The sequence below is a fragment of the Bacillus sp. 3255 genome (genome assembly GCF_031456485.1).
In the GTDB taxonomy this organism is placed as follows: Bacteria; Bacillota; Bacilli; order Paenibacillales; family NBRC-103111; genus Paenibacillus_E.
Genome location: NZ_JAVDUS010000012.1, coordinates 168,160 through 193,484, shown reverse-complemented (window position 1 = coordinate 193,484; position 25,325 = coordinate 168,160). Strand labels below are relative to the sequence as shown.

The following is a 25,325-nucleotide window of genomic DNA, read 5'->3' as shown; positions in this document are numbered from 1 at the left end:
GACTACTGTCTGTTCATGGCTTGCATAAATTTGGCGGTAATCAGCTGAGGACGGGTGATCGCACTGCCGACGACGACCTGAGCAGCTCCGCAGTCCAGCGCTTTGGCCGCTTCCTCCGGCGTCCAGATGCGTCCCTCAGCGACGACAGGCACTCGCACCGCTTCACTCAACTCCTGTATTAACTGAAAATCCGGCTCCTCGGATTGGCGGCTATAAGCGGTATATCCCGAAAGCGTTGTGCCGATGAAATCGGCGCCTAACCTTTCCGCTGCCAGCCCCTCTTCCAGCGTCGAGATGTCGGCCATGACCGCCGCCCCCATCTGATGCGCGCATTCAATAAGCGGTTTAACAGCCTCAAGGCGGCCTTCGCGTTTCGTAACATCAAGCGCAACGACTTCTGCTCCGGCCATGACAATTGCTTTCACTTCATTCAGCGTAGGCGTTATGAAAATATCCGATCCGGCGTTTTCTCTCTTAATTAGCCCGATTACCGGCACGGACACCTCTTGCTTGATCGCAATGATATCGAACACGCCGTTCGTGCGAATGCCGGACGCCCCTGCACTTACAGCGGCTCTAGCCATTTTGGCCATCGTATCGCCACCTCGCAGCGGTTCATGGGGGAGCGCTTGGCATGAAACAATCAGCCCCCGCAAAGGGAATAATTCACGAGCTCGATGTATCATAGCCTGGCTCCATTCACTTCAGCTATATAGCCCAGCATCCGTTGATTCAAAGCTATAATCCGTTGTTGATCCGCTGCAGCAACAGGCAGTAAGGGCAACCGGGGCTGCCCCGTTTCATAACCCCGCTCCTTCAAAATGGCTTTGCATGCCCCATACAAGGAAGGGAACGACAGCAGCTCGGTGATCAGTTCATTCACGATGAACTGCCACTTCTGCGCTTCAGCAATCAAACCCTGACGGAAGCATCGCTCGATGTGAAGGAACAGCTCCGGCATGACTCCGTAAGTCCCCCCGATACCTCCATCGGCGCCTATGCTCCTGCCTGCCAAGTATTGTTCGTCCGGTCCGTTCAGAACGAGGAAGCCTTCTCCCCCGGCCGCTTTGAACTGCTGCAGCTCGAATGTGCTTTCGGCGGAAATTTTGACGCCGATCACTTTGTCTTGTGCCGCCATACGCGACAGCAGGCTTAGTGACAAATGAAAGCCCGTCGTTTGCGGGATATGGTAAATGATGAACGGCAGCGATGTGCTGTCGATGATCGCCTGCCAATGCGCCTCTACGCTTGGTGCCGACAGACGGTAATAGATAGCCGGCACGGCTGACACTGCGTGTGCCCCGACTTTCTCGGCGTGCACAGCGAGCTCTACGCTGTCACGGGTGGACGGTGCGCCGACATGCGCGATAACCGTCAGTTCGTCGCCGACTTCTTCGATCACGGCCTCCAACATCGCCTTCCGCTCTGCAACGGATTGCAGCATGCCCTCACCGGAGGAGCCGCCCACGTACAAGCCTGTGACACCGGTCTGTGCGTAGGACCTCGCTAAACGGCGTGCGGATTCTCTGCTTATCTCACCGTTGTCGTCATAGCAGGAATACATCGCAATAGTAATTCCCTTAAACCCATCAGAATTGTTGGTTTTCATATTGATCTTACCTCCTGTTTCTTGCGCTTTTGCTTGCTCTTGCGTACCTCTCGTACTGCACCCCTGCTTGTTCTCACGTACTCCACTTACCGCGCTTTTGCTTGTTCCCACGTACTCCACTTAATGCGCTCCTGCTTGATCCAGCGTACTTTACTCTCTTACACGCCTGCTTGTACTTGTGTACTGCTGCAGCTGGTTACCGCGCTCCCATCTGTACTTGCACCCCTGCTGCTTCTTACGCTTACCGTTTCGCTACCGTTTCTTGCATTCCCCTGTCTCGCACTCCTGCAGTTTCTTGCATTCCTCTTTCTTACCCCGTTACAATCCCGCTACCGTCAGCCCCTTAACCCTTCACCGCACCCATCGTAATGCCCTGCGTAAATGCTCTCTGGAACACGATGAAAATGGCAATCATCGGAACGGATGCCAACAGCGCACCTGCCATCAGAACGCCGTAGTTCGTCATGAATTCGCTTTGCGTCGTCATCATGGACACACCCAGCGGAAGCGTCATCATCGGCGTGGAGCGAATCATGATCAATTGACTGAAATAATCGTTCCACGAAGCAATGAAGGTGAAGATGGCGAGAGCTCCCAGAGCAGGCTTTAACAACGGCAAAATAATCGTCGAGAACAGCCGAATTTCCGTGCAGCCGTCCATCTTCGCCGCTTCCATCAGCTCCCCCGGAATCGTCTGGGCGAACTGTTTCATCAGAAAAACGCCGAACGGCCAACCGATAGCCGGCAGGATCAGCCCATAGTACGTATTCACCCAACCGAAAGCAGCCAGCATCGTGAACAAAGGAACGAGTATGACCTGCTTCGGCAGCGCCATAGCGGCGATAAACATCGTGAAAATGATTTTCCTGCCCGGAAATTGCTTTTTCGCGAGCACGTAGCCCGCCGTTGACGAGACGAGGCATACCGCGAACATTTCCACAATGGATATGACGAAGCTGTTCAGCGTCCAGCGGCCTATCGGGTTTTTGAACAATTCCTGCCAGTTGCCGATCGTCGGCTCCAGCGGGAACCATTCCGGCGGAATCGCCGTCGCGACCGTTTGTATTTTGAATGCACCTGTCACGATCCAGTAAAACGGAAAAATAAATACAATCGTCGATAGCAGGAGAATGATCATGGAGACCACCTTGATCGGGGTCCATTTTCGTTTTACGCCCGCAGAACGAGTTTGCCTCATACCGCCGGAGCGCGCTTGCCCATATGCGTTTGCCGTCATGATGACCTCCTAATACTCTACATCGCTGCCAAAATATTTGAACTGAATCGTCGAGATGATGCCAATCACGATCGCGAGCAGAATGCCCATGGCCGAGGCAAGCCCGAAGTGACCCAAGAGAAAAGCTTGCTCATAAACGCCGTACATCACCGTCGACGTGCTGTAGACCGGACCGCCGGATGTCAACAATTGAATAAGCGCGAAGCATTGGAACGTATTGATCGTCGTAATGACGATGACATATAAGTTCGTCGGCATCAGCATCGGCCACACAATTTTGATGAAAATTTGCCACGGTGTCGCCCGGTCAATCTCCGCCGCTTCCAGATACGAAGCAGGAATGTTACCCAGCGAGGCGACGTACAGAATGATCGGCTGTCCGACCGATGTCGTGATCAGTACGGCAATAATCGCCAGCAATGCAGTTCGCGTATCGCCCAGCCAAGATACCGGCTCGAGTCCCGCGAGACTTGTGAGATAGTTCAAAATGCCGTAGTTCGGATGGTAGATCCATCCCCACACGACGGTAACGCTGACGACCGAGGAGACCGCAGGCAGATAGAACACGCCACGAAACAGCGATCTCCACGTTTCCTTCATCTTGTAAATATTCACCGCAACGAAAACGGAAAAAATGATAACGACCGGCACGGCGATGACGACCAGCAATACCGTATTCCGCATGGATTTCAGAAAAATTTCGTTATGAAGCAATGCCGTATAGTTATCCAGACCGATGAAATCGAAATTTCTTAACGAGTAATCGAAAAAGCTGATATAAATGCCTCTTAGCATCGGGTATGCAACAAATACGAGAAAAAATCCCAACGCCGGAAGCAAAAAGAGATAGCTCATCAGCCAGTCGCGCAGCGCTTTGGTTCTCCACTTGCCAATGGATGCCTCCATGTCCTTATCCCCTTATCTTGTGTGTAGTGAACGGGGCAGCGCACTTCCTTGCACTGCCCCTGCCAACCCATTGCTACTTCTGGACTTGAGCCCGGGCCTTCGCCATCGCTTCATTCGCTTTGACGGCAAAAGCATCCAGCGCTTCCTTGCCTGTAGCCGCTCCGGTCAAAGCACGCTGCAGCTCAGGGAACCAGAACGTGCGGATCTCTGCATAACCGTCTGCAATCGTCGGCGGATCCGTAATGAATTGACGCGCGAGGTCAGCATACTTGTACTCAGGGTCGTCATAAAGACCGGTCACGGAAGTGCGGGCGGATAATCCGCCGGTTTGAATGACGTTCTTCTTGCCCCACACAGGATCGTTGACGACGAAATCGATAAATTTCTTGGATGCGGCGATCTTATCCGCATTGCCGTTATTGAAGATGGCCAGACCTCCCAGGAACGGCTCCAGCTTAGGTTTGGAACCGTCCAGCGTAGGGAACGGCAGCAAAACATCTTCGAAAGGCACTTTCTTATTCGCTACGTTCTGCGCTTTCAATACCGGCGAATAATTCAGTGTAAACGCCAGCTTCCCTTGCAGAAACAAGTCATTCACGTCGGATGCCGCCAAGGAAGCGGCTCCGGCTACGCTCAGTTTGTTTTTGGTCGCTTGAACAACCCAATCCAGCGCCTTGCCGGCATTCTCCGTATTGATCGCAACCTTCGTGTTGTCCTCCGTCAAGAATCGGGATACCCCCAAATTCGCCAAGTAGGCGCGAGTGCCTTGGTCCCCCGCTGTGCTTTTGGCGAAAAATCCGGTCGGAATCATGTCAGGCGCCTTCTCTTTGACCGCCTGCAGTGCTTTCTCATATTCCGCTGCCGTCCACGTTCTGTCCGGTCTGCCCAGCGGAAGCAAATCCAGCGCGCCGATTTTCTCAAATACGGTTTTATTGACGGCCATCATGAACGGCCCCGTATTCAGCGGATACATAACGATTTGATCGCCAACTGTCGACTGCTTCCAGAAAGCCGGGGCGATGTCATTCTTCACCTCTGGTGTAACCATGTCATTCAGCGGTGCAAGCAGTTTCTTTTTGCCCCAGTCGATAATGCGCCCCGGTGCGTCGTAGATGACGTCAGGCGCCGTGTTTGAGGCAATCGCCACGTTCAGCTTCTGTGGCCCCCCGTCGAACGTAATCATTTCCAAATTGACTTTAATTTCGGGGTATTTCTGGTTGAAAGCGGCTATGATCTGTTTCTCGTATTTGCCTACCTCACCGTCCAACGTCTGGAAGTTAGGGAAATTCCACCACGTAATCTCCACCGGTTTGGCGCTGGCTACTGCAGCCGGCGGCTTCGAGGCATCCGGTGATGCAGCCGGCTTGGCCGTTTCTGTATTGCCGGTACATGCAGCCAATAGGGACCCAACTAACGCGACGCTTAGCACGGTCATTAACCCTTTTTTCATTGTCCTCATTCAAGTACCCCCATTATCGTTATAGGAATTTACGGGACTCGTTTCATTCCTTGACCTAAGCATAGATCATAAAGTCCAATGGCAGAATCCCACTGGTTTGACATCTATGGTCCAATTATGACCTGTTCGGTTTTCTGTTTTTTATGAACACGTTTTGTAGCGATTTTAGTATATAATTCAAGTAAAGAGAAGAGCAGGTCACAATTTTCGGGGGAATTCATGTATACGTTATTAATCGTTGAGGATGAGCCGCTGATTCGCATGGGACTCCAGCATTATTTTGCCTGGCAGGAACTTGGGGTCACCCGTATTTTGGCGTCGGACAATGGAAAATCAGGTTTGGAGCTGGCGCTCCTGGAGCGTCCCGATCTCATTATTACGGATATTCGCATGCCGGAAATGGACGGCTTGGCGATGATCGAAGGGCTGCGCGGCCGGTTGCCCGACACCGTTTTTATCATTTTGACCGGCTTTAATGAATTTGCCTATGCGCAGCAAGCGATCCGTTTGGGCGGTGTGCACGCCTTCTTGATCAAGCCGTTGGAATATGAGGAAAGTCTAGCCACCATTCAAGAGTGTATGGAGGTGGTTTCCAACCGGCATAAGAAGCGCGAAGCGCTAGCGGAAATGGAGTTTGCCGTGCAAGAAACGAAGCGGTTCCGAGAAAGCGAATGGATTCGTTTGCTGCTAGAGGATGAGCCGTCCGAGTCGTTTCACGAGGAGATGGCAAGCAGCCTCTTCGGATCGCCAAGTGCCGGCTGTTTGCCGTTCGTTCTGACTTGGCTGCCACCGCTTGCCGCTTCCCCCGTTTCCAGAAATGCAGTCAAAGAGGCGGCCGCCTCGATTATCGAAAGCGCGATTTCCAACCTATACAGCTCTCTGCTTGTTCGTCCATGCATGACCTATCTGCACAAGAACAAGCTGTACGGTATTGCCTTCGTCCATAACTGGAGTCAAGATGAGCAAGGGCTGCCGGAAGGACCTTCTGAGCAACTGATCAAGCAGGCGGGGCTAACCGCGCAAGCCTCCTTCTATCTAGCAGTCGGTTTACCGACCTCCTCGATAGCCGAACTCGGTCCTTCTATGAAACAGGCGGATAAAGCGCTGCTGCAGCGCTATTTCATACCTGACAGGCATATCTTTATGGCGGGAAGCGGCAACGGCCAACATGACATCACCGACATCACATCCGCCGCTCTCCTGCAGCTGGACGAGCCGAACAAGAAGCAGCTGCTGGCATGCCTGGAGAATGCCGATGCCGAACAAATCAAGGCGCTTCTCCAGCATTTCGCCGGGCAGCATGCGGAACCCATGCAGCAGCTCTCGCCTGCACGCTGGCTTGCCTTTCTGCAGGAGCTGATCAGCGCTTGCCTTCAATTCGCAGGCAGGAACGGCGTCCCTTATGAAGGCGTTTACAGTGATAAATTGTTAAGCCTGGCATTCGTAGACGACTTCCCTACGCTGGAGGCTCTGTTCGAATGGCTGGGCGCATGGATGGTTCAGCTTGGCATGATGTGCCGCCAGAGCTCGCTGTCTGATTCTCCGCAGGACATGCTGATCTTCGAACTGATCGCATCCTATATCAAGCAGCATATCGCCGAAGAAGTGACGCTGCAGATGGTAGCCGACCGGTTCTACTATAACCCGTCATATTTAAGCCGGCTGTTCAAACGTAAACTGAACAAAAACTATATGCGCTTCGTGACGGAAATCCGTATGGCATATGCCCAAGAACTGCTGAAGAAGCCCGACCATCTCGTTACGGATATTTGTACGATGTGCGGCTATAAAAGCTATAAGCATTTTGTGAAAACGTTCGGCAGCCTCACCCGGATGACGCCTACGGAATATCGAAAAAAATGGGGCTGGGCCTGATATGTTCAAATCAAAGCGGTTATCTTTTCCCATCCGGATGAAACATGTGAATCATCAAATCTTTGTGCTGACGATTCTTATCATCACTGTTCCGTTGCTGCTTATCTCCGTCATCATCTATGTATTTTCCATTCAAGCGGTCAAAAACGAATACCAGAACAGTTCCAATTTAATTTTGAAAAACTTGTCCTTCAATATTGACCAATATTTGCAGAGTATCGAGAAAGGCACGCTCAACGCTCAAATGGACGGGCAGCTGCAAGCGGCGCTGGAGCATTGGACGACAGCTGGCGATGACAGCGGCAGCGACCGGATGATTGCCTACGGCAACATCATCGAGCATTTTATTTCTTCCATTGAGATGACGATCAAAAATGTGGACTCCGTCCAAATTTATGCCGGATCGCGCGTCTTCTACTCGATGAATTTCAATCGCTCGGATTACGATGTCAACGATTTCACGCACGAAGACTGGTACCTGCAGACCCAACGTAAAGCGGGAGGCATCGTGCTCTTCGGAGCACATCTTCCGTTTCACCGCGTGAATGCCAAACAATCCGTCATTTCGATCGCCAGAGTCATTAACAAAGTCGGCACCAAGCAGCCGCTCGGGGTCATGCTGATCGATATCCGCCTTGATTCGCTGCGGGAGATTTTGAAGCTTTCGGAGGACAGTAAACGGTCTTTTCTCATCCTCGACGACAAGGGCGGCATGATCTATAATTCGGAGCGCAGTCAAGTGATGACCGATATCTCGGCTTCCTTGCAAGCTCCCGCTATACATGCCGCTCTGGACCATGATTCGGGCAGCTTCTACTCAGACTTCGCCGGTGTGGATACCTTCTTCAACTATGTCGCTTCCCCTTACTCCGGCTGGAAAGTGATTCAGTATATCGACGAGAAGGAGATGACGAAGCAGGCCGACATTTTAATCAAAATCATACTGACCTTGGCGATCCTATCGCTCGGAACGGCGTTGTTGTTCATGTTCATTCTATCCGCGCGGGTCACCAAACCAATCATTCTGCTGGGCCGGCAGGTCAAACTGATCGGATTAGGGAAGCTCGATGTCGATTTGAGCACTGACCGGCAGGATGAATTCGGCGTGCTGTACCAAGGCATCCGCAAGATGGCCGAGGATCTGCAAAGCTATATCGAGCGTTCCGCCACAGCGATGGTGCAGCAGAAGATCGCCCAATTCGGCGCGCTGAAAAGCCAAATTAATCCGCATTTTCTGGCCAATGTGCTGGAGTCCATCCAAATGAAGGCGATTATGAACGGGCAGCGGGAAATTAGCGATATGGTCGGCATGATCGGGCGGTTGTTCCGGATTCATATTCAATCCGGGAAAGAGACCGTCACCTTACGGGAAGAACTGGAGCATATCCGGTTATACGTGAAGATCCAGCAGCTGCGTTTTCCAGATAAAATTCAGTACTTGGAGCGGCTATCGGAGGCTAGCGAAGAGCAGCAGGTACTTCATTTCTCTCTACAGCCGCTCGTTGAGAATGCAATTATTCACGGGCTGGAACGGGTCAGCCACCCCGGTCTGCTGGAAGTGATGACGCAAAGTTCCGGTAACGACATGGAGATCGTCATCAAGGACAACGGGGCCGGGATGGATGAGCTACAGCTGCAGCAGCTGCAGCAGCGGCTTGCCCAATCATCCGATACACTGGGTGAGGCTCATATCGGGATCAAGAATGTCCACGACCGGATTGGTTTCTATTTCGGGGAGCCGTATGGCCTGACCGTTCGGAGTCAAGCCGGTGAGGGGACGACCGTCACGATCCGCCTGCCGATGAGGAAGCGAGAGGCATGAGAAATATGAAAGGAGCTAAGCGCTGCCGCTTAGCTCCTTTTATTACCCAAGCAAATCGTCCAGAATGCCTCTCAATTGATCCGCTACCGCCCCGGCGCCTGCCTCCAGCTCGTCTATGCTGAAATAATAGCGGTGAAGCGATTCGTCGGTGTCCATCAAATCCGCCAGCATGCCGCCGAAACCACGGCCTCTGCGGTCAAGCTCCATGATGACTTCTACGCCGTTCTCGTTCGGGTAGAAGACAAGCTCCAGCTCATCCACCGAGCTGCGGTATTCGCCGTTCTGATACGGCACGAATTCGAAATTTTGAATAAACGGAAGATGATAATTGCGCTGCGGATAATACTCGTTCTCGGCCTTATGCAGATGAAAGCCGATCTCCTCCAGCGCTTCGAATAAAATTGCGGTGTGCGGATGCGGAGCTACCTGGATATAATCCCGGTCGGACGGATCCACGGCGTTATCGATATCCAGTCCCGTATGAATCCAGATTCGGCCAGCCCCGATCGAGATCGGCGTCTCATGAGGAAGCTCGAAATGAAACGGAATCTCAACCGATTCTCCGGCTGCAATCGTTAACCGCTCTCCCAGCAGGATGTTCGCTACGGCCGCCGTTACTTTCTCCTTGCGATCAGAGTCGCTCTGGGACGGCTTCAAGTACTCCGTCATGATCTGGAAATAAATCTTCTCCACTTTTTGCTCGACGCTGCCGCCTTTCATCAGGACGATGCCATCAACGAGCTCACCCGGAACGAATCGATTCGTATGAAACTGCGCATCCACCTCAATATTACCGATACCTGCACTTGCCAGCATTTTCTTAAAAAAAGACATCGTTCTTCCTCCTCTTCGTCCCGATCAAAAAGAGCCCGAAACTACCGCTCCCGCTGATTCAAAAAATCTCTAGTTAAATTAAAATGATCCGTATCTTCATACGCGATTGGCTCGATTGCGGTTTCAGTATACTGAAAAATTTGCGCCCCCGGATAAGACGTCTTGTCGTTATGAATGGGATGAATAGTGCTTAAGTAATTGTTCCACCGGGATTCCATTGATTTTTAAACCCGTGATATCGCAGTCCGCGATCTCTACTCCGCTTAAATCGCAATTGGTAATTCTCGTATTGGATAACTGGCAATGATCAAAAGTGATTGGCGCGTAGCCGCCATCTTCGCGGTAATTGCCGTCGCCCTTTTGCGGGAGAACCACATTCGTGAACGTCGTCCCGAAGAGGTGGATATGATCCACTTGAGCGTTGCTTAGATTTGCATGTTGAATTCGGGTGTTAGACAAGTTCACGTTGGTGATCATCGACCGCTGCATATTAATGTCATTGTAAGCCATGCCGCTCATATTCGCATTATGAATGCTTGTCCCTGCCAGATTCACATCGTGAAAGGCCATATTCTCCGCACGCAATTTGCTAAACGTTGACCCTGTGATATCGCTCATTTGCACATTCAAACGATCCGTTTTCAAGTCCACACCGCTCAACCTCTCTTTTTTAAAATGCCATGCATGTTTCATTATTTAGGGTGATACCCCTTCATTTTACACGAAACTCTCTTTTATCTCTACGAGACTATGCTACTAACGGACAAAGCCTCCTCGGCACATCAGCGCAGCGCGGGCGCAGAAACAATCCAGATAGGGCGCTAATTACCACTCGCGCAATTATATGCGAAAAATCATGTGCAATTTTACTCTATTGGGGGAAAATCGTTACATATATTCGAAAAATCATACACATTCGGCGCTAGTGAACCAAAATCGGTATATTGTATTCAAAAAATCATCTACATACATCCATAAAAAAACGCGATGCCCCTCACGGGATGCATCACGTCGAAATTATCGAACCTGCCAGGTATTCCTCGAGTACCTTAAGTTTTCATTTATTCAACCTTCAACAGCCGCCACTGTTGATTTTTGCCGCCGTTGTCGGTGTATTGGATGGCCGGAGCCCCGTTTTCTTCGGAAGCGCCGGAGATGTCGATCAACTTGCCGGTCGCCCGGTTTTTCAGTTTAAAGCTGCCGGCTCCGCTGTCGATAACCTGCCAGTGCTGGCTGGTCCAGCCGCCGTCATCCCACTGTTCGATCACGGCCCCGTTCGTCGTGGATCCGTTCTCGACGCCGATAAGTTTGCCGCTGCCGCGGTTCTGAATTTTATAGTAGCCGCTTCCCGCGCTAATGAATTTCCACTGCTGGCTGTACCAGCCGCTGTCGATATACTGCTCCAAGTTATCCCCGTTCGCCGTACCTTGGCCAACGACATTGAGCCCTTTGCCGCCATTCCGGTTCTCCAGCCAATAGTACGCGTTCGTATCGATCGCCGGCGAAGAGGCGCTGATCGTACCCGTGCTCGTATCAATTGTGACATAGCTGCCCCAGTTCATTGATAGCGAGGTGCTCGTCGGGAATTGCAAAGGCAGCCAAACATAACGGGACTCCATGACTTTCCCGCTCCATGCTCCCGCCCAGCGATCCCCCATATACAAGTACGAGGTGGTGCTGGAGCCTTCAACCGGGAGCACATAAGCGCTCTGCGAGTCATATGTCGTACCGTCGCCGAAGTTGCTGAGGCCGCTCCAAGTACCGGCAATGGACGTGGCCGTAGCATACTTGCCCTGATTCGGATCCCAGCCGGTTGCGCCGGAGGTGACCAGGAAATAGACGCTGCCGCGCTTGAACATGGCGGGCGCTTCCCGGTACTGGCCGGTCCAGAGCGTTTGAACCAAAGAATCGACGCCCAGGAAGTCGGAAGTCAGCTTGTAGATGTTCAAATCGGCATTGACGCGCGTAGCCGAAATCAAATAAGCGGTGCCGTTATCATTGTAAACGGTCATATCCCTGGAATCGTAACCAAGCGGCCGGAAACTGCCGTGGTAGGTGTAGGCGCCGTCTACGGTGCTCGAGGAAGCGACGGCCGTTCGCGCCTGCCCGTAATCAACGCCGTTCTCCCAATGCATCCAGAGCACGAATTTGCCCGTGGAGCTGTTATAAATCACTTTCGGCCGCTCGATATTGGATACGTTCAGCTCAGCCGCCGAATTTTTCGTCAGCACATTGCTGCGGAATTCCCATGTTTTCAGATCCGTCGAGCGGTAGCAGGACACGGCATTGAAGGTTCCGTCCGTGTTCCGGTTCTCACCGAACCAATAGTAATAGCTGCCAACCTTGATGACGCCGCCGCCGTGGGCATGAATGACATTGCCGCTTGTATCCTTGAACTGGATGCCGTTCTGAAGCGTGACGGCAGCAGCTTCCGTCTCCTTGGCGAACAAGGCTGCGCCCAGCACTTGCCATGTTAAAACAATCGCCAGTATGAACCCGAATAAGCGCAGCGCCGGTCTTTTCCTTTTTTCCATCACATTCATCCGTCCTCTCATCGATTTTGTTTCCTGTCTCTTCCTGCTGCCGCAACAATAGCTCCGCTAATTATGAAGCGCTTACAATTATACTTTCCCATCACCTCCTCCTCCTTTACGATATAAGAATTCATGGCTCTGCTTCCACTGCAGAAAGCGAACATCTATGAACTTTTCATACTTTTCGGAGTGAACTTTTCGTCGATGCACTTTGGGAGACGTGAACGCATTCATTTTTACGCAAAAAAGAACCCCCATCATCCGATGAAGGTTCAATTTCGCTCTTTCCTTAGCCCGCATTCTGCTGCTTCTGCCGCTGTCTGAATTTCATCAGCTCCGGCAGTGCGATGCCAAGCATTGTGACAACGACGCCAATCCATTGAACCGCTTGGACGGTCTCATGCAGCACCACATAAGACATGATAACGGCCGTTGGCAATTCCGCCGCGCTCATGATCGTTGCCATCCCCCCGCCGATCCGGGGGACGCCGATGGCGAAGCAGAGCGGCGGTATGACTACGCCGAAGAAAGCTAGCAGCAGTGCCCACGGCAGCAATTCCCCATGCAGAGAGCCGTTCCATAGGAAGTGCGGCGGATATACCGCCATCACGAGAATGATGGAGCCGGATTGCATAATGGCGCTTCGCGTGATTGGCGCGACACGGCTGGAAACTTTGCCGCTGAACAAAATGAATAGCGCGTAAGTCAGAGCTGACAATAGTCCCAGCACAATGCCGATCAAGGAAGGAGCTTCTTGCCCGCCGTGCAAATAACCGCTTGCCATAAGGATACCGGCGAATAACAGGCAGAGAGCGAATATTTTCTCCTTGCCCGGCCGCCTGCGTTCGATCACGGCTTCCAGCACGATGCCTATCCATGTAAATTGAAAAAGCAAGATGATAGCGAAGGACGCCGAGACATACTGCAAGGCGCCATAATAAAAAATACCGGTCAATCCTGAAGTCGTGCCCACCGCCATCAGCGACAAAGCTTGCCGCGGCGACACCCTATACTTCGCAGTTGAAGCCCCCGTGCCACCTCTGTCGGACTTCGAGGTGACGAGGACCAGTGTCCAGATCATGAGCACGCCGAACAAGTTTTGGCTGCCCACCACATCTCCGACATGAAAACCCGACTCATACGCTTTCTTCACGAAAGTGGATAACAGCCCGAAGGAACAAGCGCCAGCGAGTACGTACAAATAATATTTCATCATAAGGATCGCATCAAGATATCTCTGACCGTATCACGGGTCATCAACTTGTATTGTCCGACTTGATTTTTCATAAATGATTTGTGAATTAATTCTTCGATTTTCGTATCATCGATCCCATAGTCCGCCAAGCAATTCGGCGCACCTAATGCATTCCAGAAGGACCGCAGCGCGTCAATTCCTTCATTCGCAATCTCAAGATCCGATTTGCCAATCCCGTCCACACCGAAAACGGCCATCGCCAGCTTCTTCATCCGCGACGGATCGTCCTCCGCACAATGACGCATCCAATTCGGATAAATAATGGCCAGTCCGCCGCCATGCGGAATGTCATACACAGCAGACAATCCGTGCTCGATCTGGTGCGAAGCCCAGTCCCCGCCGTCCGTCCCGCACGACAATAACCCGTTGAAAGCCATTGTGCCTGCGTACATAATCGTTGCCCGGTGGTCGTAGCTGTTAGGATTCTCCAGCAGCTTAGGTGCAGCCTCGATAATCGTCTGTAGCACAGACTCCATGAACCGGTCCATCATCGGCGTATTGTCCGTCAGGTGGAAATACTGCTCCAACACGTGAGTCATCATGTCTACGATGCCGTAAACAGTCTGATCCATTGGAACCGAGTATGTATATTCGGGATCTAGAATGGAAAAAGCCGGATATGCCAGAGGACTGCTCCATCCGCGCTTCTCATTTTTCTCCCAGTGGGTAATCACGGAAATATTGTTCATCTCCGAGCCTGTCGCCGCAAGCGTCAGCACGGTTCCGAAAGGCAGCGCTCTGGCGGGAGCCGCTTTGCGTGTTATGATGTCCCACATGTCGCCTTCGTAAAAAACGCCGACCGCGATGGCTTTCACGCAGTCGATAACACTGCCGCCGCCAACGGCCAGGATAAGCTCGATGCCATGCTCACGGCACAGGTCGATGCCTCTCTTCACCGTCGTCAGACGCGGATTCGGTTCAACGCCGGACAGCTCAACGACTTCCGCTTGCATATGGCTAAGCTGCGCCTTAACAGCCTCATAAACTCCGTTGGTCTTAATGCTGCCGCCGCCGTAGACGAGCAGTACTTTCTTGCCGGCTGTGCCCAGCTCTTGCGCGAGCATCTCGATCTGCCCTTTGCCGAACCACAATTTGGTAGGATTCCATTGTAAAAATGATTGCATGCCTGTTACTCCCTTGATGTCTGATGTCTAACTACAGCAGTATACCACAAGTCCGATGCAATATCGAAAACAGCCCAGTTCCTTTGCCTAACCGGCTCATATGATAGATTGAGGTGAAGATTTCATGCCCAATTACCGCATCATCATCGACCTGTCCGATTTCCAACTGTACCTGCTCGATGGGAACCGGGTCGTACGGGGCTTCCCTGTCGGCATCGGCCGGATGGTGACCACAACGCCTACCGGCGAGTTTACCATCATTAACAAACAGCCTAACCCCGGCGGGCCCTTCGGCGTCCTCTGGATGGGTTTAAGCAAGCCGCATTATGGCATTCACGGTACCAATGACCCCTCCTCCATCGGCAAGCATACGTCTCATGGGTGCATCCGGATGTATAACGAGGATGTGCTTCAGCTGTCCGCTCTGGTTCCCATCCACACGCGAGTGACAATTCGGCCATGAATAAAAACCGCACAGCCAAGCTGTGCGGTTTTTGACGGTTAGATCCGGTGCACCGGCAAGGAGAACGAAATCGTGCAGCCTTTGCCAAGCCGGCTCTCCGCCCAGATTTGTCCCCCGTGGTACTGGACGATCTCTTTGGCGATAGCCAGGCCCAAGCCGCTGCCGCCGGATGTGCTGCGTGATTTGGAAACCTTATAGAACCTTTCGAAAATGTGCGGCAAATCTTCTTCGCCAATACCCACACCCGTATCAGACACCCGAATGACCAGCTCCTGGGGATCCCCTTTCATTTCTACCCGGACATGAATGAACCCGCCTCGCGGTGAGAACTTGATCGCATTGTAAATGATATTGGCGTAGACCTGTTCGATCCGGTCCGCATCCACAGTCAGCAGCAGTTCCTCGCCATCGGTTTGGTCCATCTCCAGCGTGTAGGTGATTCCCGCATTCGCGCAATCCAGCTCATACTTGGCAAACAGTTGACGCACCATCGTCTGGCAAGAGGTCGGCGCCAGTTGGAAATGAAACTGCTTCGTCTCCATCCGGCTCAGTTGATACAGATCGGTAATCAATCGCTGTATACCGACGATCCGCATATGAACGACGGACAAATACTTCCGCTGTTCTTCCGGCTCCTGGATCACCCCGTCGAGAATCGCCTCGACATAACCCTGAATGGACGTTAACGGCGTCCCCAAATCATGGGAGATGTTCGACAGCAAGTCTCTGCGCGACGTCTCCATCAAAATCAGTTCATTCGTCCGCTCTTTCACCTTGGACTCCAGATCGTTGTACAGCCTTGCATTTTCAATCGAGATCGCCGCTTGAGCGGACAGCAGCTTAATAATATCGAGCCGATCGGAGGTGAACGCATTGCGGATCAAATTATTTTCCAAATAAAAAACGCCGACCAGATTGCCCTGATGCAGAATCGGCTCGCAGAAAATCGATCGGCCTTCCGCTGCCCGAATATAAGGGTCATGCGTAAAAATCCCTTTGTTCGCCGCATCGTCGAGAACGACGCCTTCCTTCGTGCGCGCAACGAATTGAATGACCGCCGTCGGCAGGTCCTCCCTCGTCTCAAGGGCCACTGAGCTTACAATGCAGGAATCTTTGCCGTCAATAGCGAGCATTTCGGCCTCAACATACAAACTGTCCTTTTCTTTCAGGACAAGAATGCTGCGCTCCGCGCCTGACGAATAGGTAACGATCTCCATGAGCCGTTTAATCAGCTGCTCCAGATTCACTTCACTGGACAGCGATCTCGACGTGTTCATAATCGTCATGAAATCGAGCGCCTGCAGCGAGTAATCGCTAATATTCGTCGCACTCCAGTCCTGCTGTTCCTTCAGCGAGGTCAAATAGTTCGGGTAGCGCATTTTCAGCTCATCCGCCTTGGCATTGGCCCCCCAGCTCAAATACCCGTAATAGGCATCGATGAGATACGTTTTCGCGATTTTCTCCCGGCCGGCATCCCGGTACAGCTTGCCCGCCAGCTCGCACGCAATCGCCTCATGCTGGATAAAGCCCTGTTCCCGCGCCAACCGGATCGATGTTTCGTATTCCTGCTCGGCCTTCTGGAAGCTGCCGGTAACCCTGTACCATTCAGCCCGCATCAGGGAAACGAGATGAGAGAAATTCTCCGGGCAGTGCGCGGCCCATTTGTCCATCTTGCGCAGCATCTTCCCGACCTGCTTGGCGAGCTGCTTCTGCTCATGGACTGCTGCTTCCTTGTACATGGCGGCAATCGCCAGCACATAATAGAAGTAATTCTCCGGGATGTGGAACAGTCCGAAAGAAACAGACTGCATCGGCTCCGCTTCCTTGCCCGTCTTTAAGGCATCCGCATATTGACCGAATAAATAATACAGCATCATTTTCTTAACTTTATATTCGTGCAAAATCACTTGGTTCGGATGAATCTCCAGCTTCCGGATAAACCGCTCCTCCTGTTCCTCGTCAGCACCGAGGATCAGCGGATTGCCGGCTTTTCCTTCCAGGTTTTCGTTGACCATCCGCAGCATTTCCAACATAAGCAAGGTATCATGATGATTCGTCTGTTCCAAAATCCGATAGTGCTTGTTCAAATCCTCCTGCACTTCGGGGAGCGGAACCCCTTGGAAGTCTTTGGCCAGCACCTGGTAAGTCAGCGCATAGCCTGCAAAAACCAAATCGCCGTCCTCAATGCCGCTCTTGAAGGAATCTTTGAGATGCTCCAGACTTACGCTAAGCGGCTTCACCCACGGCGTGACGAATAAGCCGAAGGAGAAATGGCTTTTGCTGCGGTATTGATGCGACTGAAATCGCTCGTTCAATCTGGCGCCGAGCTGCCCGTACTGATAGCCAAGCTGATAATCCCCGAAGCCGGAACCGAGAATAAGGCCATAGGAGCCGTATACATACGCCATAACCGGCGTATTGCCGTATTTCAGGGCATGCTTGGTCATGATCAGCATAAATAATACGAACAGGTTCGTATTGACGAAATAAGCGGCGATCGCAATACTCATCATCAAGTTCATCAGTTTGAAGCGGTATTCATCTTCCATGATCGGTAAATCGTACAGCTGCAGTGTATTTTTGCGACCGATTTTGGCCTTCAAATTCATGTATGCAGCGAAAATATTCACGCCCGTCGGTTCGCTCGGAATGCGCAGCCCTTGTTCGGCCAACGCCTTCAAGCCCACTTCGACGCTCTTGCGCTGTTTGCCGACATTCGTATACAAAATGACCTGCAGGTTATAGACTTCGAGCTTCAGCTCGCTCGTGCGCGCATCCTGCAGCAGCTGCTCGTAAGAAGTTTCCGCTTCGTCCGCTTGCCCGTTCAGGTACAGCACTTCCGACTTCTCCAACCGGATCGAGAAGCTGAACTCCGCCATATCTTGGTTCTCAACCTGCTTGAGCAGCTCCAAGGCTTTGTTGTAATACTGCAGCGCGGAACGATAAGCGTTGGACGATTTGGCTTTGCGGCCTGCGCGGAGATTGAACTCCAGCAGATTGATTTTCTCCTGCCGCTCCGTTAATAGAACGGATCCGAAATTCATATGGTTCACGATGTCGAACAAGCGCTGCTCGATCTGATCCTCCGACAAATGCGCAAGCAGTTGACGCGTAATATTCAGATGCATCTCCGGCAGCTGAGCTTGCTCGATCGAACCGTAAACGGCTTCCTGGATGGAATCGTGCACGAACATGAAGCGGATGTCTTGAGCGGCCGAGTTGCCCTGCGAATCATTATAAAATTTATAATCCGTACCGACCGGAATGATCAAGCCCGTCTGGATGGAAACTTCCAGCTCCTGCAGCACCTCGGCGAATGAGGTCATCGCAATGATGCCGAGCGCCTCCAGATCGAAGGTGGCTCCCAAGCATGCCGCTTGCCGCAATAGATATTGCGTTCTGGCCGGCATGCGCTGCAGCTTCTCGGCGAGCAGGAACATGAGATTATCGGTTATGCGGAGCTTCTGGATTTCATTCATATCCCATATCCAGCGGTTCGCTTCATAGCTGTAAGCGAGCAAATTTTGCTCGTAGAGCGCAGTAAGAAATTGTTTGACGAAGAACGGATTGCCTCCGGTCTTTTGGAGAATGAGCTGCGCCAGATCGGCAACCTGCCGCTGCTCGGTCTTCAGCGATTCGGCGATGAGCTGCGTCACGTCGGTCATTTCGAAAGCCTTCAGCGCAATGCGTTCCGAGACGAGCCGCTCCGGCAGCTTGTCAAGCAGCTGCACATGCGTGGTGGACAACCAATTCGTATCGTATTCGCTCCGGTAAGAGCCGATGAACAGGAAATGCTTCATCTGCGAATCGTTCAGCAGCAGATCGATGAACTGCAGAGACGCCGCATCCGCCCATTGCAAATCATCGAGGAACAGGACGATCGGTCTTTCCTTGGAGCAGAAGATGAGCAGAAATTGCTGCAGCAAGAAGTGCAGCCGATTCTGCGTTTCCTGCGGCGGAAGCTGCTTCGCATTGGGCTGCTCCCCGATCAGCAGACTCAGCTCTGGTATCAGATCGGTCAGCACCTTGCCGCTCGTGCCGAGCACCTTGAGCAATTTCCCGCGATAATCTTCGATCTGCTGATCCTTCTCCGTCAGCAGCTGGCGGACGAGCTGGCGCAGCGCTCTGGACAGCGCATGGTAAGATACATGCTGTTTGCCAGGCTCGAACCGCCCGGACAAGAACCAGTTGTTATCTTTCATAATCATCTTCATCGTCTCGGCGATGAGAAACGATTTGCCGTATCCCGACTCTCCCGTCACCCAGACGGCCTCGAGCGAGCCATGCACGGCGCGCCCGTAGACGTGAAGCAGCCTTTCGGTTTCCTGGGCTCTGCCGTATAACCCCTGGGGAATTTGAAACATATCCGTCATATCATATAGGCCAATAGGGAAATCGGGATACTCCTGCGGCGCATTCACCATCATGAGGCAATGCTCCAAATCCTGAATAATGCCGTAGGCGCTTTGGTAACGGTCCTCCGCATTCTTGGCGAGCAGCTTCATCACAATCTCGGATAGCGGCTTCGGAATATCCATGCGGATCTTGTCCGGAGGAGTCGGCGTCACGGCAAAATGGCAGTGAATAAGCTCAACCGGATCTTCCGTTTGGAACGGAAGCCTGCCCGTGAGCATTTCGTAGAAGGTCACGCCGAGCGAATAATAATCGGAACGATAATCGATCATCCGGTTCATGCGCCCCGTCTGCTCGGGAGACATGTAACTGAGCGTACCTTCCAGCATGAGGGGGTCTATCATTTCTTGACGTTCGCGTGTAAAGGAGGAAATGCTGAAATCCGCCATCTTCATGATCTTTTTATCAGGATTAATGATGATATTGCCCGGTTTAATATCTTTATGAATAACATAACGCTGGTGAATATCTCCGACGATCTTGACCAATTGAATAGCTGCCGTCAGAAATGCTTCAAGCGATTGGCGGAACATAGGAAAATACGCCGACAGCGTATCTCCGTCGAAATCCTCCAGAATGAGCGCGACGCTGTTCTGATATTTGGGCAGCGCCAACGGTTTCACAATCCCGGAAATATCCAGCATTTTACCGATTTCATATTCACGCTTCAATCGCGCGCTATCTGCTGAAACCGGATAATCCGACCGCAGCGTTTTGATAATCACTTTCTCCATCGTCGGCTTATGGATGGCCCGGTAGAGCACGGTCCGGTCGCCTTGATAAATCTGTCTGATCAATTCGTATTCCGGCAAAATTAACATACATTCCTCCTAGTAAACCTAGCTGCCAAATGCTGTCGCAGACAAGCGCCCCTCCGCTTCCGGGCGCGCATTGCCGGCGGTTATGTAGTTAAAACAATTTCCCGTCCCACGGAAGCCCTTTCTCGAAACGCTTCTTATCGTGGATATGGTATGGCTTGAGCACATCGAGATGCCACAGTTCGAACGTATACATCTCCCAAATTTCACAGCGTTTGGCCTTCGAACCGTCCCGGTCCAAAATCGCGTTAACCGCACGCCGCGCCGCTTCATTCGCCCCTTCCATCGTAGCCAGATTCGTGTTCGTGCGAACGTAATCGGCTGCCAGGAACAGATTCGGGATGCCGGTATAAGCTTCGGGACGGTCGTCCCAAGTGCCTACGCGGTTAATAAGCAGCGGCTCCATGTTCGTGTTGGCGCCGATTGGATTATCGAACTGGATATCAGTATCGAGGAACCAGGAATGGAGCACCTCGTCCTCCAAAATGACGGCGCCGTCGACATTCAAGCTTTTCTTCATCTGCGCCCATACTTCTTCCTTGATCTCTTCGGCCGTGCAGAACGTAGCCGGTTTGCCGTACAGAATGCCCGGCGTATCCCAATCGGATATATCAACGGAGAGAATGCCTTTGACGGTCCCGTCGCCATACTCACTCAAGTGAACATTCGGCCAAAATTGCTTCTGCGAAACGGACGTCAGCGACCATGGCGCATCCAGATAGATGACGTGTCCATGCGTTATTGTGACATCTTCTTTCAAATAAAACTGAATGCCGTTCATCCAAGCCACAGAATCGACGAGACGCTGCACGCCTGCAAGTTTAGGATCGGCTTCCAGCATAGCGTCCGTGATGAATTTGCCCATCACTTCAACCGGGAAGGCCGCAATGTAATAATCGGCTTCAATGTCGTAGGTCTCCCCGTTTTCCGTAATGGTCGCACCGCGAATGATGCCGTCCGCGCAGTCGATGCTTTCGACTTTGGCTGCCAAGTGATAGTCAACGCCCTTCTCGCGCAAGAACGTGAGCCATGGGTTCACCCATTTATCGTTGGTAGGTCCGTTCAGCAAGCGAACGAAGCTGGTGCCCGGCATCGTAATGTCGAGCGTCATCTGTGCGGCAACGGGACCTACGGTCTGTGTATTGGCGATTTTGGACTGGCAAGCTACGAGCGTTTTGGTGAAGCCGGCGAATATTTTCTGGAAAGCCGGGGACTGCTGCTCCGCTTCTATAAAGGTCCACCAGTCGATCAGATTGTATTCCTCGCGGATCCGCTCATCGCAGGAAGTCATCACCTGCCACAGCTTGCGCCCGTACTGCTCCATATCGTCCATCGACAGGCCCAGGTTATTGTCGAACAGATCCCGGATCACGACGAGGAAGTTATCGAGACTGAACTCGATTTTGGCTAACAACGGAAGCAGCGGAGCTGTGTAGGTCGCGATATCGAGTCTAGTTACTTCCATTAAATTATCATATACGGTGCCATTCTCATAGGGAATATTTTGCAGTGTATCGATGACATGCCGGTAAAAGCGCGGGAACAACCGGAAACCGTGTTCGCCGGGCAGATCTCTTCGGCCGTCGACGCCGCTGCCCACATAGGGCATGCTTCTTGCTTTACCTCCGGGAATACTCTTAAACTCGTAAACCGAGACTTCATAGCCTCTCGTAATTAATTCGTGCGCAGCGCTCATGCCTGCGACACCGCCACCTAGAATTGCGACTTTTTTCACCATAATTCCCCCTTGAATTGGAGCATATTGTAAAATAATCTGTAAACTATCATATCATTTAGGTCATTTGAATCATAGAGTTTAGTTCAATAGAAAGAATAAAAACCGCAATTAATATTTATATTACAAATCAACTAGGTCTCAAATCGTTTTTCAAGAATGAATTGCCGCATAAGACAATGAATGAAGCCGCTGATCAGAAATCCCAGCACGCTGACTTGTCGAATTATCGCCCTCTAAGACAGTCAAAACTCGCTTCTGAGGGCGGAACCGGTCCGATCTCCGTGTGGCCGCAGCTTAAAGGATGCATTCCGTACGACATTGGCTGATCCTTTGGACTCAATTAGCACTAACTTGTTCCAAAACGGAGGAAAAAAGTGTACAGTATAGGCATTGAAATAACTGCTTACCGCCTCAGGGTCCAAGTTCGGCTTGGTTCCCGTTCACCGCTTCACCCATGGAGTGAATTCAAACCTTTACCCATATAGAACTAAAGCCACCTGCACGTTCACCCGTTTGCACCGTTCGTCCAGCCCGTTTGTACCAAGTCCGAATGTTTTTGGCAAAATTCTACAAAAAATTCGGATTTTTACGTGTTTTTTTTAAACCCATATCCCAAAATTCCTATATCACACCGAATCATATATAATAAAGGCAATTCTTAATGATGAGAGAGGGTTGATTTTCCATGCATAACAAGATGGGGACACGATACATACCGGGAACCCGGATCATCTCATTGCCTCAAGGCGCTCTTCATAATGGAGAAGATACATTTCTGACTCGCAAAGTGCTTCTGTATCATATAAAGCTTCAGCCTGGGCAAATCGGTGCCGACTATATGCGGACTCTTCACCACAAAGCTGCATTCATTCATGACGGGTTCCAGCATATTCTCGATACGTCGGTGGAAGAAGATTCCGTCACGATTATTCTGCAAGCCAAGCAAGGATCGCTATTTTCCGGACAGGTGAACCGTCAAAAATGGACCTTTCAAGCCGTCGTCGCAATGATCGCCGACTTGGGGGTATCTCTCCTGGACGCACTGGAGGAGCGTATCACAGGCTTCTCCGTAGCCCCGGAGAACCTGTGGCTGGACGACCATGGCAAGCTTTCCGTCATCAACTACTGGGATGAAGCGGATGCGCAATCGCAGGGGGCGATCGGTCTATGCCGGTTAATGATACAGTTATTTAGCGGGAGTCAGCCCGTGACGGGTGCCTTTGAGGTCATGCACACGCACTTGGAGCGTGCGGTTATTCCAACTGCCACACCGGATCAGAAGGCAGCCTTGGTGAAGCTTGTGAAGCTCATCTGTCAAGGCCAAGCGTCGCTGTCATCCTTGGTCTTCGGACTGCGCAGCTTGCAGCCGGCGGCCCAAGAACATAGCGCGCCAATGCACGCTGTGCACCCTCCCAGGCAGGTGAAGCTGCAGGAGACAGCGCCCCTAGAGGAAGCAGCCGAAGAAGAAGACGAGGAGTCGGAGGCGTCCGGCTCGACCGGAAGCGCGCTCCGCAAGACCGGCATCGGGGCGGCCGCCGTTCTCGCCGTCGCTGCCGGCGCCTGGATTCTCTGGCCTTCCGCTGAGAAGGAAGTGCCGGCTTCCGTGACGCCGGTTCAGACGGCTACGCCGGCGCCGACAACCAGCACGCCGACACCATCGGCTGCCCCAACGAAGCCGGCCGGGAATGCGAGTAAGGAAGCGGAGCCGATCGTCTTCCCTAATCTCGTCGGTAAGCAGTTGACGGATGCCGAGAAGCAGGCTTTGGAGGTAGGATTGCACTACAATTACGTCATCGAAGCGAACGATCTCCCTAAGGGAACCGTCATTAGGCAGGAACCTCAGCCTGGTGCTAACGGGATGCAGGGTGACAACGTGACGTTCTGGGTGAGCAAGGGCAGTCAATAATCAAAGGAGCTAAGCGCTTAACGCTTAGCTCCTTTGTTATTGGCAGATATTCAGATCAGCCGCCGGCTATCCCCGGCAGCACGCCGATCACACCTTAATCTGCTCGATGGACTTCCGCATCACGTCCGTTAAACCGCTCAGCGCATCGGCCGAATCGGCGATTTCCTGCGCTATGCGAAGCTGCTCGTGCGTCAGTTTATGAATATTCGATGTTCCGTCCGACGAAGATTTGGCAATGTGCGCGATATCCACAACCGATGCGGCCACTTCCTCGGAGCCGGCCGACATCTGCTCCGTCACGGAGGAAATGTCGTGGACCTGATCGGAGACGAAACGAAACTGCTCTACGATATGGCGGAATAACGCCTCCGCCTTCGCGGAGAGGTCGGCGCCCGTTCGGATCTCGCTCATTCCCGCTTCCATCGACTCGCCCATTCGTTCGATTTCCAAGTGAATGTTATGCAGCAAGGAAGCGATGAGCTTCGCCGATGCCGCCGCATGATCGGCAAGCTTGCGCACTTCGCCGGCGACGACCGCGAAGCCTGCGCCATGCTCGCCGGCCCTCGCCGCTTCGATTGAAGCATTCAGCGCCAGCAGCTTCGTCTGCTCCGAAATGTCGGAGATTGCGTTAAGCGCAACGCCGATTTCCTTCGAGTGTCCGCGCAGGGACGCGGCCCGATGAAGCGCCTCCTCCGTCGTTGCCGTAATCGTCACGAACTGTCCATTCATATTGCGGACGATCTCTTGACCCTCTTCAGCGCTCTCCAGAGCGCTGCCCGATGCATCGGAGACCGTTAAGGAAGCTTCCGATATCCGCTGAATGGCCGCCGCCATCTCTTCCATCGAGCGCGCGCTCTCATTCGTGCTATATTGCACGGTATTCGCACCGTCGGCAACCGCCTTGAGCGAGTCGTTCACGTTCGTATTCATCACCAGCAAGCGGTGAGCCTGCTTGTTGAAGTGCTGCGTCGTCTCAACGAACTGATCCGAAGTATGCGCCACATTCGAGACGATCTCCCGCAGCATATCGTTAATATCATGCGCCATCCGCATCATCGCTTTATATACCGCACCGATTTCATCGACAGAACGCACCGGATTCGCGACAAGCTGCTCCTTGGCGCGGATGAAGTCGCCTTTCGCGATGCTTTCGGCACCGGCCCCGATCCACTGCAGCGGCCGCAGCGCCCTGGATACGAACAGCATGACAAGACCGAGTCCCAGCAGCGTCAGCACGAGCATGAGCCCATACACGGGCAGGTTGCTCTTCATGACACTTGCGGATATTTGTTCCGTCACACCGGCTTCCGTATCGATGCCAAGAATGGCGAT

Annotated in this window: 17 protein-coding genes and 1 pseudogene; 4 read left to right on the top strand and 14 right to left on the bottom strand. The window is 52.4% G+C overall.

Annotation, left to right across the window (positions count from 1 at the left end):
- Window positions 1-2: 2 nt before the first annotated feature.
- The 5 genes from J2X61_RS19215 to J2X61_RS19195 form a co-directional block, all read right to left on the bottom strand.
- Window positions 3-686, bottom strand: coding sequence for an N-acetylmannosamine-6-phosphate 2-epimerase (locus J2X61_RS19215; protein WP_310189853.1), 684 nt, complete (start codon window positions 684-686; stop codon window positions 3-5).
- Window positions 683-1,609 (bottom strand): dihydrodipicolinate synthase family protein, encoded by a 927-nt coding sequence (locus J2X61_RS19210; RefSeq protein ID WP_310189851.1) that lies wholly within the window; start codon window positions 1,607-1,609, stop codon window positions 683-685. The genes J2X61_RS19215 and J2X61_RS19210 overlap by 4 nt, the downstream gene beginning before the upstream one ends.
- A gap of 343 nt (window positions 1,610-1,952) precedes the next feature.
- Window positions 1,953-2,846 carry a carbohydrate ABC transporter permease gene (locus J2X61_RS19205; protein WP_310189850.1) on the bottom strand — a complete coding sequence of 298 codons (894 nt, stop codon included), beginning with the start codon at window positions 2,844-2,846 and terminating at the stop codon, window positions 1,953-1,955.
- 9 nt (window positions 2,847-2,855) lie between these two features.
- Window positions 2,856-3,752, bottom strand: coding sequence for a carbohydrate ABC transporter permease (locus J2X61_RS19200; protein WP_310189847.1), 897 nt, complete (start codon window positions 3,750-3,752; stop codon window positions 2,856-2,858).
- Between the two features lie 73 nt (window positions 3,753-3,825).
- Complete coding sequence (locus J2X61_RS19195) at window positions 3,826-5,211, bottom strand: ABC transporter substrate-binding protein (RefSeq protein WP_274469531.1); 1,386 nt, start codon at window positions 5,209-5,211, stop codon at window positions 3,826-3,828.
- 219 nt (window positions 5,212-5,430) lie between these two features.
- Between J2X61_RS19195 and J2X61_RS19190 the strand changes: the two genes are divergently transcribed.
- Window positions 5,431-7,086 (top strand): response regulator, encoded by a 1,656-nt coding sequence (locus tag J2X61_RS19190; protein ID WP_310189845.1) that lies wholly within the window; start codon window positions 5,431-5,433, stop codon window positions 7,084-7,086.
- Between the two features lie 46 nt (window positions 7,087-7,132).
- On the top strand, window positions 7,133-8,908 hold the full coding sequence (locus tag J2X61_RS19185; RefSeq protein WP_310189843.1) for a cache domain-containing sensor histidine kinase: 1,776 nt from the start codon (window positions 7,133-7,135) through the stop codon (window positions 8,906-8,908).
- A gap of 42 nt (window positions 8,909-8,950) precedes the next feature.
- On the opposite strand, the gene J2X61_RS19180 is transcribed toward J2X61_RS19185, so the two are convergent.
- The 5 genes from J2X61_RS19180 to J2X61_RS19160 all read right to left on the bottom strand — a co-directional run bounded on the left by J2X61_RS19180 (window position 8,951) and on the right by J2X61_RS19160 (window position 14,655).
- Entirely contained in the window at window positions 8,951-9,742 is a 792-nt protein-coding gene (locus J2X61_RS19180) for a sporulation protein (protein ID WP_310189841.1), read from the bottom strand.
- 168 nt (window positions 9,743-9,910) lie between these two features.
- Window positions 9,911-10,435: a pentapeptide repeat-containing protein gene (locus tag J2X61_RS19175; RefSeq protein ID WP_310189839.1), complete on the bottom strand. Its 525-nt coding sequence runs from the start codon at window positions 10,433-10,435 to the stop codon at window positions 9,911-9,913.
- 368 nt (window positions 10,436-10,803) lie between these two features.
- Window positions 10,804-12,276 carry an RICIN domain-containing protein gene (locus J2X61_RS19170; RefSeq protein WP_274469536.1) on the bottom strand — a complete coding sequence of 491 codons (1,473 nt, stop codon included), beginning with the start codon at window positions 12,274-12,276 and terminating at the stop codon, window positions 10,804-10,806.
- A gap of 289 nt (window positions 12,277-12,565) precedes the next feature.
- Complete coding sequence (locus tag J2X61_RS19165) at window positions 12,566-13,492, bottom strand: EamA family transporter (RefSeq protein WP_310189838.1); 927 nt, start codon at window positions 13,490-13,492, stop codon at window positions 12,566-12,568.
- Window positions 13,489-14,655 carry an iron-containing alcohol dehydrogenase gene (locus J2X61_RS19160; RefSeq protein WP_310189836.1) on the bottom strand — a complete coding sequence of 389 codons (1,167 nt, stop codon included), beginning with the start codon at window positions 14,653-14,655 and terminating at the stop codon, window positions 13,489-13,491. The genes J2X61_RS19165 and J2X61_RS19160 overlap by 4 nt, the downstream gene beginning before the upstream one ends.
- Before the next feature lie 124 nt (window positions 14,656-14,779).
- On the opposite strand from J2X61_RS19160, the gene J2X61_RS19155 reads away from it, so the two are divergent.
- Window positions 14,780-15,118, top strand: coding sequence for a L,D-transpeptidase (locus J2X61_RS19155; protein ID WP_274469541.1), 339 nt, complete (start codon window positions 14,780-14,782; stop codon window positions 15,116-15,118).
- A gap of 38 nt (window positions 15,119-15,156) precedes the next feature.
- On the opposite strand, the gene J2X61_RS36405 is transcribed toward J2X61_RS19155, so the two are convergent.
- The 3 genes and pseudogenes from J2X61_RS36405 to J2X61_RS19145 all read right to left on the bottom strand — a co-directional run bounded on the left by J2X61_RS36405 (window position 15,157) and on the right by J2X61_RS19145 (window position 22,087).
- Window positions 15,157-15,660, bottom strand: a complete 504-nt coding sequence (locus J2X61_RS36405; RefSeq protein WP_379240343.1) for a sensor histidine kinase — start codon at window positions 15,658-15,660, stop codon at window positions 15,157-15,159.
- Between the two features lie 3 nt (window positions 15,661-15,663).
- Window positions 15,664-20,352, bottom strand: a pseudogene (locus tag J2X61_RS19150) (AAA family ATPase); the annotation flags it as partial.
- Window positions 20,353-20,440: 88 nt separating this feature from the next.
- Window positions 20,441-22,087: a hydroxysqualene dehydroxylase gene (locus tag J2X61_RS19145; RefSeq protein WP_274469547.1), complete on the bottom strand. Its 1,647-nt coding sequence runs from the start codon at window positions 22,085-22,087 to the stop codon at window positions 20,441-20,443.
- A 697-nt stretch (window positions 22,088-22,784) separates the two neighbouring features.
- Here J2X61_RS19145 and J2X61_RS19140 point away from each other — a divergent pair.
- Complete coding sequence (locus J2X61_RS19140) at window positions 22,785-23,993, top strand: PASTA domain-containing protein (protein WP_310189831.1); 1,209 nt, start codon at window positions 22,785-22,787, stop codon at window positions 23,991-23,993.
- Between the two features lie 87 nt (window positions 23,994-24,080).
- Here the strand turns inward: J2X61_RS19140 and J2X61_RS36400 are convergent, their stop codons facing one another.
- A complete protein-coding gene (locus J2X61_RS36400) occupies window positions 24,081-24,722 on the bottom strand; it encodes a methyl-accepting chemotaxis protein (protein ID WP_396135468.1) in 642 nt (213 codons plus the stop codon).
- Between the last annotated feature and the right edge of the window lie 603 nt (window positions 24,723-25,325).

Excerpts from the sequence above, each read along its gene's own strand:
- J2X61_RS19145 (WP_274469547.1), bottom strand. The coding sequence starts at position 22,087 with ATGGTGAAAAAAGTCGCAATTCTAGGTGGCGGTGTCGCAGGCATGAGC.
- J2X61_RS36400 (WP_396135468.1), bottom strand. The coding sequence starts at position 24,722 with ATGAATGGACAGTTCGTGACGATTACGGCAACGACGGAGGAGGCGCTT.
- J2X61_RS19160 (WP_310189836.1), bottom strand. The coding sequence starts at position 14,655 with ATGCAATCATTTTTACAATGGAATCCTACCAAATTGTGGTTCGGCAAA.
- J2X61_RS19140 (WP_310189831.1), top strand. The coding sequence starts at position 22,785 with ATGGGGACACGATACATACCGGGAACCCGGATCATCTCATTGCCTCAA.
- J2X61_RS19205 (WP_310189850.1), bottom strand. The coding sequence starts at position 2,846 with ATGACGGCAAACGCATATGGGCAAGCGCGCTCCGGCGGTATGAGGCAA.
- J2X61_RS19175 (WP_310189839.1), bottom strand. The coding sequence starts at position 10,435 with ATGAAACATGCATGGCATTTTAAAAAAGAGAGGTTGAGCGGTGTGGAC.
- J2X61_RS19170 (WP_274469536.1), bottom strand. The coding sequence starts at position 12,276 with ATGGAAAAAAGGAAAAGACCGGCGCTGCGCTTATTCGGGTTCATACTG.
- J2X61_RS19210 (WP_310189851.1), bottom strand. The coding sequence starts at position 1,609 with ATGAAAACCAACAATTCTGATGGGTTTAAGGGAATTACTATTGCGATG.
- J2X61_RS19215 (WP_310189853.1), bottom strand. The coding sequence starts at position 686 with ATGATACATCGAGCTCGTGAATTATTCCCTTTGCGGGGGCTGATTGTT.
- J2X61_RS19195 (WP_274469531.1), bottom strand. The coding sequence starts at position 5,211 with ATGAGGACAATGAAAAAAGGGTTAATGACCGTGCTAAGCGTCGCGTTA.
- J2X61_RS19165 (WP_310189838.1), bottom strand. The coding sequence starts at position 13,492 with ATGATGAAATATTATTTGTACGTACTCGCTGGCGCTTGTTCCTTCGGG.
- J2X61_RS19180 (WP_310189841.1), bottom strand. The coding sequence starts at position 9,742 with ATGTCTTTTTTTAAGAAAATGCTGGCAAGTGCAGGTATCGGTAATATT.
- J2X61_RS19190 (WP_310189845.1), top strand. The coding sequence starts at position 5,431 with ATGTATACGTTATTAATCGTTGAGGATGAGCCGCTGATTCGCATGGGA.
- J2X61_RS36405 (WP_379240343.1), bottom strand. The coding sequence starts at position 15,660 with ATGGAGACGAAGCAGTTTCATTTCCAACTGGCGCCGACCTCTTGCCAG.
- J2X61_RS19200 (WP_310189847.1), bottom strand. The coding sequence starts at position 3,752 with ATGGAGGCATCCATTGGCAAGTGGAGAACCAAAGCGCTGCGCGACTGG.
- J2X61_RS19155 (WP_274469541.1), top strand. The coding sequence starts at position 14,780 with ATGCCCAATTACCGCATCATCATCGACCTGTCCGATTTCCAACTGTAC.